The organism is Streptomyces sp. NBC_00005, from assembly GCF_045160215.1.
Taxonomy (GTDB): domain Bacteria; phylum Actinomycetota; class Actinomycetes; order Streptomycetales; family Streptomycetaceae; genus Streptomyces.
Window position 1 is genome coordinate 10,594,403 of sequence record NZ_CP108316.1, and the last position, 12,222, is coordinate 10,606,624.

Consider the following 12,222-nt stretch of genomic DNA (forward strand, 5'->3'; position numbering starts at 1 on the left):
TTCCTCCGGGGCGGTTCAGGCCGAAGCGGCTATTTCTTTGAGGGGGATTCGGGCGTCGGCCAGCAGCGCGGGGTCGGCATGGGTGCCGGCCTCCACCAGCCGGCGGCCCTGCAGGTAGTCGCGGGCCGAGTTGACGCAGTCCAGGGCGGTGACCGCGCCGTCCTTGAGGTAGACGAGCGAGAAGCTCCGCTTGTCGGGGGCGCCCCGCAGGACGGTCCGGTCGTGGCCGTGGCTCAGGCCGACGGTCTGCAGCCGCAGGTCGTACTGGTTCGACCAGAACAGCGGGAGCAGGCGCAGTGGTTCGGGCCTGCCGCTGATGGCCTTCGCCGCGGTGTCCGCCTGCTCGGAGGCGTTCTGCCGGGACTCGATGCGAATGCCGGCGCCGCCCCGGATCAACGCGCAGTCGCCGGCGGCGTAGACATCCGTGAGCGTCGTGCGGCACAACTCGTCCACCAGCACGCCCAGTTGGCCGGGTGCTGACTCCGCCCCCGCCGAAAGGAGTGGTTCGACGACGGGTTCGATGCCGATGCCCACGATCACCTGGTCGGCCGGGACGACCGTGCCGTCCGTGAGGCGCACCCCGCTCACCGTCCTGTTCTCGCCCACGATCTCGGCGACTCCCGTGCCGAGTCGCAACTCCACGCCGTGGGCGCGGTGTTCGGCCTCGTAGAAGTGGGAGAGGGGCTCTGCGGTGACGCGGGCGAGGACCCGGTCCAGCGCCTCGATCACGACGACCTGCTTGCCGAGCCCGCTCAGCACGGCGGCGGCTTCCAGGCCGACGTAGCCGCCGCCGATCACTGCGATTCGGTGGCTGTGCGGCAGGGCCGTGATGAGTCGGTCGCAGTCGGCCTTGTCCCGGATCGCGTGGATGCCGTCCAGGTCGTGTCCGGGGCAGCGCAGGGTGCGCGGAGTGCCTCCGGCGCACCAGACGAGGATGCCGTAGCCGATCGTGGTGCCGTCGGCGCAGGTGACGGTGTGCGCCTCGGCGTCGACGGCGGTCACGCGCCGGCCGAGGGAGAGCGCGACGTCGTGCTCGGGCCAGAAGTCCGGCGGGCGCAGCAGGAGTTGGGCGAATTCCTTCTTGCCGGCCAGGTACTCCTTCGACAGGGCGGGACGCTCGTACGGAGCGACGGGTTCGTCACCGAGCAGGCAGACGCTCCCCTCGAACCCCGCCTGCCGCAGGGAGATCGCGGCCTGTGCCCCCGCGTGCCCGGCGCCGACGATCAGGCACCCGTAGTGCTCGATGGTCATCGTGGCGCACCGCCGATCAGGACGAAGCACATCGTCGCGGCCCGGTCGCCCTTGTTGCGCCACGCGTGCCGGGTGCCGCACTGGACCGCGATGTCGCCCTGGCGCAGGTGCGCGGTCGCCCCGTCGTCCAGTTCGAGCCAGATCTCCCCGTCGAGGACGAGGTCGTAGTCGACGGTGTCGGTGCGGTGCATGCCGGGGGCGTCCGGTTCGAATCGCTCGGCAAGGCCGGGTATGAACTCGCGCTGCTCGGCATCCGCGGCGACCGGGTCGAACTCCGGACTCGCCATCACGGTGTCGGGCGGGAAAGTGACGATCATCAGGCGGGTCTCGCCCGGCGCCGGTGGCACGTGAAGCCTGGGCGGCGCTGTCTCGGCCTCGTCCTGCGGCAGGCGCGGGGGTGCCGCGGTGGCGTAGACGACCGAGGTCGTCATGCCGGGGACCGAGGCGTAGTGGTGGACGTTGGGGGAGGGCCCGTCGGAGGCGAAGACCGACTTGCCGTCCCTGAGCGCGGTGACCACACGACGGGGGACCCGGGACCCGGAGGTCTCACTCATAGGTCAGCCCCTTCTCCTCAAGGCGGGCACGCAGGGAATTGACGTCGAGGCTGAGCTGTCCGGCCGCGTAGAGCTTCCGCTTCTCCTCCTCCATGGCAGCCCTGCGGCGTGCCTTGTCCAGCACCTCGGCGGCCGACTCCCGAGGCACCACGCAGACACCGTCGTCGTCCGCGACGATCACGTCTCCCGGCGTGATCAGGCTGCCGCCGCAGACCAGGGGGACCTGGACGTCCGCGAGGGTCTCCTTGACCGTCCCCTGGGCGCTGACGGTCTTGCTCCAGACGGGGAACTCGATGGCGCGCAGCTCCGCGACGTCACGCACCCCGGCGTCGATCACGAGTCCGCGAACGCCTCTCGCCTGCGCCGACGTGGCGAGCAGGTCGCCGAAGTAGCCGTCGTCGCAGGGCGAGGTCGGGCTGACGACGAGGATGTCGCCCGGCTGGGCCTGCTCCAGAGCCGCGTGGATCATCCAGTTGTCGCCGGGCGGTACCTCGCAGGTCAGTGCCGGACCTGCGACGACCCGCCCCGACTGGCGGGGCCGTAGGCGGTGGTCGAGGAGTCCGGTGCGGTGCTGCGCCTCATGTGCGGTCGCCACCCCGAGCTCCGCGAAGCCGGCACAGGTCGCCGCGTCGGCGCGGACGACCGTCGTCACGATCCGGGCCATGGTCAGTCACCCCGGACGAAACCGAGGTCGAGCACACCGGCCGCGTCGCTGACCCGCTCCGGATCGAGCAGCCCGGCACGGACCATGAGGTCCACCGTGGCCTCCCACGCCTTGGGCGAGACGACCAGACCAGGCGGCCACATGCCCATGTCCCGGGTGTAGGACAGGCCCTGGGCGGCCAGGTCCGGGGCGTCGGGGGTGGTGATCCGCTGATAGATCGGCAGCGTGCTGCCGTCCTGCGAGGGGTCGTTGACGATGTCGTGCGCCTCGGTCAGGGCGGCGACCAGCCGTTCGACGGTGTCGCGGTTGCGCGCCGTCCAGTCGTTCCTGCCGATGACCGCCGCGAAGACGACCTCGGGGATCGCGTCGTTCACCTCGCCGATCAGGCGGTACCCCTCGCGCTCGGCGAGGAAGTTCCACGGTGCGGGCTGGGGCGCGCAGTCGATCTCGTCCTTCTGGAGCGCCGCCCACCGGGTCGTGTGCACACCAGCGAGGACGAATTCGTAGTCGCCCGGATACGACAGTCCCTCCCGCTGGAGCATGATCTGCATGTAGAGCGCCGTGCCCTCGGTGAGGGAGGAGGTGCCGATCCGCCTGCCGCGCAGCTCGGCGACGGAACCGACCTCGGGGCGGGCGACCAGGGACATGGGCAGCCGCAGCGAGTTGGCGGCGACGATACGCAGGGCTCCGCCGGCGACGTGGTCGGCGACCGCGCCCTCCGGTGGGGTGATCGCCAGGTCGGCGGTGCCGTCGCGCACGGCGGCGGTGGCCTTGTCGACCGAGCCGAGGCGCAGGTACTCGATCTCCAGCCCGTGTTCGCGGAACAGGCCCAGTTCGTCGGCGACGAACACGGGGAGCCAGTTGAAGCCCTGGGCGCCGCCGGCGAAACGTACGGGTGTCAGGTCGGATGTCATCGAGGGGAACTCCAGTTCGGGAGGCCGGGTGCGTGAGTGTTCAGCGCCCTTGTGCGGTGAGCAGCGCGTCGAGCCGGGGATAGACGCGCCGGGCGTTGCCTTCGAGGACGGCGTGCCGGGTCCCGTCGTCGAGACCGAGGGCGTCGATGTAGCGCTTGGTGTCGTCGAAGGGGTGACCTGTCTCCGGGTCCACGGCCTTTACGGCGCCGAGGAGTTCGGACCCGAAGAGAAGGTTCTTGGGGTCGACGACCCGGAACAGGGTGTCGATGCCGGCCTGGTGGTACACGCAGGTGTCGAAGTACAGGTTGTGCAGGAGGTGTTCGGACAGGGGCGGCTTGCCGAGCATGACCGACAGGCCCCGGTAGCGGCCCCAGTGATACGGAGCGGCGCCGCCGCCGTGCGGGATGACCAGCCGCAGGTCCGGGTGCCGTTCGAAGAGGTCGCCCTCCAGCAGCTGCATGAAGACGACCGTGTCGGCGGCGAGGTAGTGCGCGCCGGTGGTGTGCAGGGCGGGGGAGCAGGAGCCCGACACATGGATCATGCCGGGTACGTCCAGGCGGGTCATCGCCTCCCACAGCGGATCCCACCAGCGGTCGTACAGCGGAGGCGCCGACCAACGCCCGCCCGAGGGATCGGGGTTGACGTTGCATCCGACGAACCCGGCCGCCGCACAGCGCTCCAGCTCGGCGACGACCGGCCCGAGGTCGCCCTCGACGGTCTGGGGCAGCTGGCACACGGCGGCGAAGTTCTTCGGGAACAGCTCGCAGATGCGCCGGACGGTGTCGTTCGAGAGCCGGGCCCACTCCGTCGCGATGTCCTGGCCCGGAACGTGGTGGCCCATGCCCGAGGCGCGGGGCGACAGGAGGGTGAGGTCGGAGCCCCGCTCCCGCTGCAGTCGCAGCTGGTTGTCCGTGATGATCTCGATCAGGGTGTCGTCGTCGGTCCCGGCATAGCCGGGCCGGTCCCGCGACCGGCCCTCGGCGAAGTCCACCTGGGCCGCGCGGAAGGCACGGAACTCGGGCGGCTCGGTCGTGAAGTGGCCGTGGCAGTCGATGGCCAGTCCCGTCGTCCCTGCCATGTCACGCGTCCCAGACGGCGGGCAGGTCCGTGACCCCACGGAAACGCCAGCCCTTCGCCGCCACCTCTCGGCTGTCGTCCAGCCGCAGATTCGGCAGCCGCAGGAAGACCTCCTCCAGCGCGATCGTCCCCATCGCCCGTGACAGGGCGTGGCCCGAGCAGAAGTGGGGCCGGAAGCCGAAGGAGAGGTGCGGCCGCTTCTTGCGGGACATGTCGAACCGGTCCGGATTCTCGAAGCGGTTCGGATCCCGGTTGGCCGACGCCATGACGATGGCGACCGACGAGCCGGCCGGGATGCTGGTGCCGGCCACGACGACGTCCTCGGCGGTGACGCGCGGCGTGACTCCGATGGGGGCGATCCAGCGAAGACCCTCGTCGAAGGCGCGCAGCGCGTGTTCCTTCGGGGCGTCCGCGACGACCCGCGCCTGGTCGGGGTTGAGCAGCAGTCCCGCGCAGGCGTTCGCGGCGGCGTGGCCGGGTTCCTGCAGACCGCCCAGGATGATCACCTTCATGGTCGGCAGGACCTCGTCGAAGCCGCGGACCTCACCGTCCGGCAGGCCGCCGCGCACCACATGGCTCATCAGGGTGTGGTCGGGCCTGGCGACCACCCGCTCGTAGAGTGCGCCGAGTTGTGCGTCGATCTCGGCCAGCGCCCGGTCGAGCCGCTCCCACACGGCCGGGTCGTCGCCGACGTTCTGTAGGCCGGCGCTCATCGCGTGGAACCACTCGACCAGCGTCTCGTTCGCGGTGTCCGTCAGGCCGATGACGTCACCGATGCAGCGCACCGAGATCGGTTCGAAGAGGTCGGCGGTGAGGTTCGCCGACCCGCGCGGTGCCAGCTCTGCCAGACAGCGATCGACGACCGGGCGGGTCAGGGCCTCGACGTAGCCCCGGACCTGTTCCAGGGTGAGGTTCTCGTCGATGCCCAGGCGGAGCAGACGGTGGTCCTCGCCGGTCATGGACAGCACGTTCGGCATGCCCATGACTCGGGCCTCCGGCCGGTCCGGGCTGCCGGAAGGGCCGAACATGCGGTCGTTCGCGCCCACCGTGCGGCAGTCCTCGAAGCGGGTGACGAGGTATTCGTGGGTTCCTTCGAAGAAGGCCACGGGAGCTTCCTCGCGCAAGCGGGCGTAGACGGGATAGGGGTCCCGGTACAGGTTCTCGCCATTGAGTTCCAACGCAGACATCACAGGCCGATCCAATCCGGATTCGGGTCCGACTTCGAATTCCAATGAGTATTTGAGTGCTCTCGGAGCGATGTCAATACATCGAACAAGGGCAACTTTTCCGTCGTCCGGTAGCGAAAAATGCGGCTTCATCGGGCGCTTCAAGATTTTTTGTCCAGACCGTTGACGAGGGTAAGGGCTAGGAATACGGTCCGGAATCCGAAGTCTGATCGGTATCTGAAACGCCGTGAGGCGACGCTTCTGATCAGTCACTCCCCGAGAAGAGATGACGATGACCGACGCGACCCTGCATCTGCCCACCCTCCCGGCCGAGTTGGTCCGCGAGCTCGCGGCGGTCGTCGGCGACGGCTCCCTCCACATCGAGCGCGCCAAGGTCGACGAGTTCAAGGACGCCTACTGGATCCCCGGCGATGAGACGTACGCCGCCGCGGCGGTCGTGCAGCCCACCAGTACGGAGCAGGTGCGGGAGATCGTCCGCCTGGCGGGCCGGTACCGCATCCCCGTATGGCCGCACAGCCAGGGCCGCAACCTCGGACACGGCGGTGCCTCACCCCGTGTGCGCGGTTCGATCCAGATCGGGTTCCAGAAGATGAACCGCATCCTGGAGATCAACGAGGAGCTGGCCTACGCGGTGGTCGAGCCCGGCGTGACCTGGTTCGACCTGTACGAGGCCGTCCGCGCGGCCGGCCACCGGCTGCTCACCCCCTGCCCCGACCTCGGCTGGGGATCGATCATCGGCAACTCGATGGACGCCGGCCACACCTACCAGCACTACGGCGCCGACTACATGCTCCCCACCGGGCTGGAGGTCGTCCTCCCGGACGGCGACCTCCTGCGCACCGGGGCCGGAGCGCTCCCGGACGGCAGGGCCTGGCATGTGTACAAGCGGAGCCTGGGACCGTCGCTGGACCGGCTGTTCGTGCAGTCCAACCTCGGCATCGTCACCAGGATGGGCGTCTGGCTCAAGCGCCTGCCGGAGGCCTACGCCCCGCTCGTGCTCTCGGTCGGCGAGGACGAGGACCTCGAAGCGGCGGTGGACACCATCCGGGAACTGCGGCTCGCGGGACACCTGGAGGGCGCCCCCGCGCTCTTCTCCACACTGCGCGCCTCCCACATGCTCAGGGACCTCCCCGTCGCCGCCTCCCACCAGCTCACCGAGGCCGAGATCCGGGAGATCGGCGAGCGCACCGAGGTCGGTGCGTGGGCTGCGCGCGCGGCCGTGTGGGGCGACCCGGAGATCGTGCGGGCCAAGGTGAGGCGCGTCAAGGAGGCCTGGGCGAAGATCCCGACCGGCCGGGTCGAAGCCCGGCGCCTCTACGCGCCGGACGAGTACGACGAGATCGTCATGTCCGCCGACCAGATCATGATCGGCATCCCGACCCTCAAGGCGATCGAGAGTACCCCGGACCATGTCGCCCACATCGATGTCGCACCGGTTGTGCCCCTCCAGGGCCCGCAGGTGCGCAGCATGGTCGAAACGGCCCGTTCGCTGGTGCTCGACGCGGGCGCGAACTTCGGCGCCACCGTCGTGGTCACCGGGGAGCGCTCGTGCGTGGTCATCATCGGCATCCGGTACGACCGGACGGACCCGTCCGACGCGCGAGCCGCCTTCGACCTCGCCAAGCGCCTGGTCGCCGCGGCCGGCGCGCTCGGCTACGGAGAGTCCCGTCCCCACCTGGAGTGCATGGACCTCGCCTCCGACCAGTACTCCTTCAACGGCCACGCCTACCAGCGGTTCGTGGAGAAGATCAAGGACGCCGTCGACCCGGACGGCATCCTCGCGCCCGGCCGCCACGGCATCTGGCCGACCTCGTACCGGGCGGCCCGCGGCTAGCACGGCACCCCCTTGCCCACGCACCACCCACGCATCACTTCACGCAGAACAGGACGGTGCCCATCGATGGCCGATCCGACACACGACACAGCACTGCGTGTCGACGCACTCGGAGTGAGATTCCAGGGCGTCACAGCACTGCAGGACGTCTCCTTCTCGATACCGGCGGGCGGTGTCTCGGCGGTGATCGGCCCCAACGGGGCCGGGAAGACGACGCTGTTCAACTGCATCAGCGGGGTCGCCCGGCACGCCGGCCGAGTCGAACTGGAAGGGCGTGACCTGAGCCGGCTGCACGCCGACCGCCGCGCGGCCCTCGGCATCGCGCGCACCTTCCAGACGCCGCTGCTGGTCCCCGAACTCAGCGCGCTCGACAACGTCTTGCTCGGCGCCCACTCCCGGATGAAGCACGGCCTGCTGGGATCGCTCCTGCGGCTGCCCCCGGTCGTACGCGCCGAGCGGGCGATGCGCGAACGGGCGTCCGAACTGCTCGGGCGCCTCGGTCTCGACCGGTTTCAGGACCGGCGCGTCGACAGCCTCCCGCACGGCGACCGGCGCCGGGTCGAGGTGGCTCGGGCCCTGATCGCCGAGCCGCGCCTGCTGCTGCTCGACGAACCCGCGGCGGGTCTCGGCGCGGACGAGGCCTCCGACCTCCTCGGTGACGTCGAGGCCTTCGCCGCTGACACGGGGATGACCTGCGTCCTCGTAGAACACGACGTCGGCCTGGTGATGCGCGTATCGCGTCATGTGGTCGTCCTCGACTCGGGCCGACTCCTCGTGGCCGGATCCCCCGCCGAGGTGGCGGCCGACGAACGGGTGATCGCCGCCTACCTGGGCGACGACTGGTCGGAGGTGGGAGTGTGAGCACCGCATTGCTGGAGGCCCGGCACCTCGTCGCACGCTACGGCTCCGTCGAGGTCCTGCACGGGATCGACCTGGCCCTGTCGGACGGCGAGATCGTCGTCCTCCTCGGCCCGAACGGGGCCGGCAAGACAACCCTGCTGCGCGCCATCTCCCGCTTGGTGTCCACACAGGGCGCGATCGAGTACGGCGCGGTCGACATCGTGGGCTGGAGCGGCGCACGGACGGCACGCGCGGGCGTCGGACATGTGCCCGAGGGACGCGGCACGTTCGTCGACCTGACCGTGGAGGAGAACCTCCGCCTCGGCAGCCTCGCCCGGCCCCGGGACCAGCGGTCCCTCGTCGGCAGGGACTTCGCCCTCGTCTACGACACCTTCCCGGTGCTGGCCGAGATGCGCACACGCGCCGCCGGCCTGCTCTCGGGCGGTCAGCAGCAGATGCTCGCGATCGGACGCGCCCTGATGGCCCGGCCCCGCCTGCTGCTCATCGACGAGCCGTCCCTCGGCCTCGCACCGCTGCTCACCCGGCAGCTCTTCGAGGCGCTGGCCCGGATCAGGAGCGAGTGGTCGACCTCGCTGCTGATCGCGGAGCAGAACGCACGGCTCTCCCTCGACATCGCCGACCGCGTGATCGTCCTCACGGGCGGCCGCGTCGCCGCCGCCGGCCGGGTCGAGGAGTTCCGCGACGGCGACGTGATCAAGCGCGCGTACCTCGGTGAGACGGACGGCGGCGCGGAAGCGATCGGAGTCAAGAAGTGACCGAACTGTTCCAACAGGTGCTGGACGGGCTGAGTTCAGGGCTGGTGTACGGCATCCTCGCCCTCGCGCTGAGCGTCGTCTTCCAGGGCACCGGCATGCTCAACTTCGCCCAGGGCGAGATGGCGACGCTCTCCGCCTATCTCACCCTGGTCCTGCTCAACGCGGGCCTGACCTTCTGGGCGGCCGTCCCTGCGGTCGTCGTCCTGTCCGCGGCCGGCGGAGCACTCATCGAGCGGACGCTGGTCCGGCGCGTCGAGGGCGCGGGCGAACTCCCTCTGCTCACCCTCAGCGTTGCCCTGCTCCTTGGCTTCAACGCGCTGATGGCCATCGTCTGGACGACCGATCCGCGGACCTTCCCCAGTCCCTTCGGCAAGGGCCTGATCGAGTTCGCCGGGCTGCGCATGACGGTGCAGCAGGTGGGCTCGCTGGTCATGCTGCTCGCCGTGATGACGGCCACCGCGGTGCTGTTCAACCGCACCAGCGTCGGGCTGCGTCTGCGGGCCGTGGCACAGAACCCGTCCTCCGCCACCGTCCTCGGCCAGCACCAGGGCCTGTGGCTCATGATCGGGTGGGCGATCGCCGCGGCGGTCGGCGCCTTCGCCGCCATCGTCGCGGCGCCCGTCCTGACCCTGTCACCGGGGATGATGACCTTCCCGCTGCTGCTGGCGCTGGCCGCCGGCACGCTGGGCGGACTCGCGAGCCGGGTGGGCGCCGTGGTCGGCGGCATACTCGTCGGCATCGCGAACGGGTTGGCCGGCCGGTACGTGCCCGGCCTCGACGGAGACCTCGCGATCGTCGCCCCGTTCCTGCTCACCGCCATCGTCGTGACGCTCAAGCCGGCCGGACTCTACGGCAGGACCCGGACGGTGCGGGTATGAACACGTTGCGCCGCTACGCCGTCCCCGGCGGCTGGACCGCCGCCCTGACCGTCGGTCTGGTCGTGCCCTTCCTCGTCTCCGACTACGACCTCCTCGACCTCTCCCGGGTCCTCACCCTCGCGATGGCCGTCGCCGGTCTCAACCTCCTGCTCGGCCACTCCGGTCAGATCAGCGTCGGACACGGCGCCGTCTTCGGCCTCGGCGGATACGTCGCCCTCGGCACCGTCACCAAGAGCGGCTGGCCCTGGGTGCCCGCCGTCCTCCTGTCCGGAGCCCTGTGCCTGGTGTTCGGTCTGCTGATCGGCGGCCTTGCCCTGAGGATGGGCGGCGCCAACCTCGGCCTGCTGACTATCGCCGTGGCCGCCGTCTTCCCCCTCGTGATCATCCGCCTGAAGTCCACGACGGGCGGGACCTTCGGCCTCTCGCTGGCGCACTCGGGGATCCAGCCGCCCCCGGGCACGGGGCTCACTCCGGCGCAGTTCGGGTACATCGTCTGCCTCCTCGTCCTCGCCCTGACGCTTGTCCTGCTGCGCAACCTGGCGACGGGAACGAGCGGCCGGGCCCTGGCCGCGGTCCGCACGAGCCCCCTGCTCGCCGCCGCGAACGGCATGAACGTCAAACGCGTCAAGCTCACGGCCTTCGCCGTCAGTTCGGCCGTGGCGGGCATCGGCGGCGCGCTCTACGCCCTCGCCGTCGCCATCGCGGTGCCGGACAGCTACCAGATCACGCTGTCCATCACCCTCCTCGCGGCCGGCGTCGTCGGCGGCAGCCGGACCTGGGCGGGCGCGATCGTCGGGGCGGCGATCGTGGTCTACCTGCCCACCGCCGCCGAGAACGTGGTCAGCGGCGACTCCTCGGGCAACTGGGCCCAGCTCGTCTACGCCGGCGGGCTCATCCTCTGTCTGATCCTCGCACCCAACGGACTCGTCGGCGGCTTCACGCGCCTCCTCGGCCGGTTCACCTCCCCCTCCCCGACCAGCTCTCCCTCCGCACTCGCTTACCTGCCCATCAGAAAGGAAGTTCAATGACGAACTACCCCACGAAGCTGATCGCCCTCGTGGCCGCGGTCGCGGCCACAGCGACCGCCTGTTCCGGACGCTCGGCCGGGTCCCAGACCGAGAACAGCGACATCGTGATCCGGGCCAGCTACCCGCTCAGCGGCGCCCTGGCCTCCGCGGGCGTCTCGGCGGACGGGGCGGCCGCGTACTTCAAGGCGGTCAACGCCGCCGGCGGCATCAACGGTCGGAAGATCGACTTCGAGGTGAAGGACGACGCCTTCGACCCCGCCCGTCTCGTGTCCAACAACACCGAGTTCGTCAAGAAGGACCACGCGACGGTCGTCATCAACTTCGGCGGCATCGCGGTCGCGGCACGGCCCCAGCTCAACTCGGCGGGCGTGGCGCAGATCGTGCAGGGCGGCGAGACCGTGCTGAGCGACGTCAAGAAGTTCCCCGACTCCCGTGCCTTCGTGCCGGACATCGCCTGGGAGGGCGAGCTCCAGGGGCGCTACATCAAGGAGAAGACACCCAAGGCCGTCGTCGGCTTCATGGGCTTCAACAACGAACTCGCCGACAGCCAACTCGCCGGGCTTGCAAAGGCCGGCGTCAAGCCGGTCAAGGCGCTCAGACTCCCGCCGGGCCAGGGCGACGTCGCCTCGCAGGTGACGGAACTCAAGGCCGCCAAGGTCGACACGCTGGTCGTGACCCTCGGCCCGCCGACCCTGGGCGCGCTCCTGTCGTACATGGGTCAGATCGACTACCACCCCCAGGTCTTTGTCGGGAGCCCGTATGCCGACTTCGCCAGCACGGTGAAGCCCGCCGGTGCCGCCAACGTCAAGGGAGCCCTCTCCTACCAGTGGTTCAAGGACCCGCAGAACCCCGCCGTGCACGACGAGAAGGCTCTCGTGAAGTACCGCGCGGACATGGCTCAGTACGCGCCCAAGGCGGACGCGAACCAGTCGTTCGCGCTGACCGGCTACGGACTGGCTGCGGCCGTCGTCTCGGCCCTCAAGGACACCAAAGACGTCAGCAGCAAGAGTTTCCTCTCTGCGTGGGACTCCCTGTCCAACGTGGCCAACCCGCTCCTCATCGACGGAGCGAACCTGACCGGAGAATCCGACGGCCGACTGGTGCACGAGTACCAGCTGCACGAGTTCAACGGCACCAGTTGGATGCCGAAGGGCTCCATCGCCAATGTCTCCCCAAACGGTATCGCCGACTGATTTGTCCTGTGTAACCGGGCTGGCGA

Annotated in this window: 12 protein-coding genes; 6 read left to right on the plus strand and 6 right to left on the minus strand. The window is 70.0% G+C overall.

The window, feature by feature from the left end; genetic code table 11:
* Positions 1 to 15: 15 nt before the first annotated feature.
* From OG303_RS48430 to OG303_RS48455, 6 genes are read right to left on the minus strand one after another with little or no spacing between them, the layout of a single operon-like run.
* Positions 16 to 1,251, minus strand: coding sequence for an NAD(P)/FAD-dependent oxidoreductase (locus tag OG303_RS48430; RefSeq protein ID WP_405876427.1), 1,236 nt, complete (start codon positions 1,249 to 1,251; stop codon positions 16 to 18).
* Positions 1,248 to 1,805, minus strand: a complete 558-nt coding sequence (locus OG303_RS48435; protein WP_405876428.1) for a cupin domain-containing protein — start codon at positions 1,803 to 1,805, stop codon at positions 1,248 to 1,250. Before OG303_RS48435 ends, OG303_RS48430 begins: the two co-directional genes overlap by 4 nt.
* Positions 1,798 to 2,469 carry a 4-carboxy-4-hydroxy-2-oxoadipate aldolase/oxaloacetate decarboxylase gene (locus OG303_RS48440; RefSeq protein WP_405876429.1) on the minus strand — a complete coding sequence of 224 codons (672 nt, stop codon included), beginning with the start codon at positions 2,467 to 2,469 and terminating at the stop codon, positions 1,798 to 1,800. The genes OG303_RS48435 and OG303_RS48440 overlap by 8 nt, the downstream gene beginning before the upstream one ends.
* 2 nt (positions 2,470 to 2,471) lie before the next feature.
* Positions 2,472 to 3,383, minus strand: coding sequence for an ABC transporter substrate-binding protein (locus OG303_RS48445; RefSeq protein WP_405876430.1), 912 nt, complete (start codon positions 3,381 to 3,383; stop codon positions 2,472 to 2,474).
* Between the two features lie 40 nt (positions 3,384 to 3,423).
* Positions 3,424 to 4,443, minus strand: a complete 1,020-nt coding sequence (locus tag OG303_RS48450; protein ID WP_405877851.1) for an amidohydrolase family protein — start codon at positions 4,441 to 4,443, stop codon at positions 3,424 to 3,426.
* Positions 4,444 to 4,462: 19 nt separating this feature from the next.
* Positions 4,463 to 5,647 (minus strand): cytochrome P450, encoded by a 1,185-nt coding sequence (locus tag OG303_RS48455; RefSeq protein ID WP_405876431.1) that lies wholly within the window; start codon positions 5,645 to 5,647, stop codon positions 4,463 to 4,465.
* 271 nt (positions 5,648 to 5,918) lie between these two features.
* Here OG303_RS48455 and OG303_RS48460 point away from each other — a divergent pair, with 271 nt between their 5' ends.
* The 6 genes from OG303_RS48460 (at position 5,919) to OG303_RS48485 (ending at position 12,196) form a co-directional block, all read left to right on the plus strand.
* The gene (locus tag OG303_RS48460) at positions 5,919 to 7,481 is read left to right on the plus strand and encodes an FAD-binding oxidoreductase (protein WP_405876432.1); all 1,563 of its coding nucleotides are present in this window, start codon (positions 5,919 to 5,921) and stop codon (positions 7,479 to 7,481) included.
* A gap of 66 nt (positions 7,482 to 7,547) precedes the next feature.
* Positions 7,548 to 8,342, plus strand: a complete 795-nt coding sequence (locus tag OG303_RS48465) for an ABC transporter ATP-binding protein (RefSeq protein WP_405876433.1) — start codon at positions 7,548 to 7,550, stop codon at positions 8,340 to 8,342.
* A complete protein-coding gene (locus OG303_RS48470) occupies positions 8,339 to 9,097 on the plus strand; it encodes an ABC transporter ATP-binding protein (RefSeq protein WP_405876434.1) in 759 nt (252 codons plus the stop codon). The genes OG303_RS48465 and OG303_RS48470 overlap by 4 nt, the downstream gene beginning before the upstream one ends.
* Complete coding sequence (locus tag OG303_RS48475) at positions 9,094 to 9,975, plus strand: branched-chain amino acid ABC transporter permease (RefSeq protein ID WP_405876435.1); 882 nt, start codon at positions 9,094 to 9,096, stop codon at positions 9,973 to 9,975. Before OG303_RS48470 ends, OG303_RS48475 begins: the two co-directional genes overlap by 4 nt.
* Entirely contained in the window at positions 9,972 to 11,003 is a 1,032-nt protein-coding gene (locus OG303_RS48480; protein ID WP_405876436.1) for a branched-chain amino acid ABC transporter permease, read from the plus strand. Before OG303_RS48475 ends, OG303_RS48480 begins: the two co-directional genes overlap by 4 nt.
* On the plus strand, positions 11,000 to 12,196 hold the full coding sequence (locus OG303_RS48485; protein ID WP_405876437.1) for an ABC transporter substrate-binding protein: 1,197 nt from the start codon (positions 11,000 to 11,002) through the stop codon (positions 12,194 to 12,196). Before OG303_RS48480 ends, OG303_RS48485 begins: the two co-directional genes overlap by 4 nt.
* Positions 12,197 to 12,222 lie beyond the last annotated feature (26 nt).

Bases quoted from the DNA above. Each gene is read 5' to 3' on its own strand.
- OG303_RS48430 (WP_405876427.1), bottom strand. From the start codon at position 1,251: ATGACCATCGAGCACTACGGGTGCCTGATCGTCGGCGCCGGGCACGCG.
- OG303_RS48455 (WP_405876431.1), bottom strand. From the start codon at position 5,647: ATGTCTGCGTTGGAACTCAATGGCGAGAACCTGTACCGGGACCCCTAT.
- OG303_RS48465 (WP_405876433.1), top strand. From the start codon at position 7,548: ATGGCCGATCCGACACACGACACAGCACTGCGTGTCGACGCACTCGGA.
- OG303_RS48485 (WP_405876437.1), top strand. From the start codon at position 11,000: ATGACGAACTACCCCACGAAGCTGATCGCCCTCGTGGCCGCGGTCGCG.
- OG303_RS48480 (WP_405876436.1), top strand. From the start codon at position 9,972: ATGAACACGTTGCGCCGCTACGCCGTCCCCGGCGGCTGGACCGCCGCC.
- OG303_RS48445 (WP_405876430.1), bottom strand. From the start codon at position 3,383: ATGACATCCGACCTGACACCCGTACGTTTCGCCGGCGGCGCCCAGGGC.
- OG303_RS48460 (WP_405876432.1), top strand. From the start codon at position 5,919: ATGACCGACGCGACCCTGCATCTGCCCACCCTCCCGGCCGAGTTGGTC.
- OG303_RS48435 (WP_405876428.1), bottom strand. From the start codon at position 1,805: ATGAGTGAGACCTCCGGGTCCCGGGTCCCCCGTCGTGTGGTCACCGCG.
- OG303_RS48440 (WP_405876429.1), bottom strand. From the start codon at position 2,469: ATGGCCCGGATCGTGACGACGGTCGTCCGCGCCGACGCGGCGACCTGT.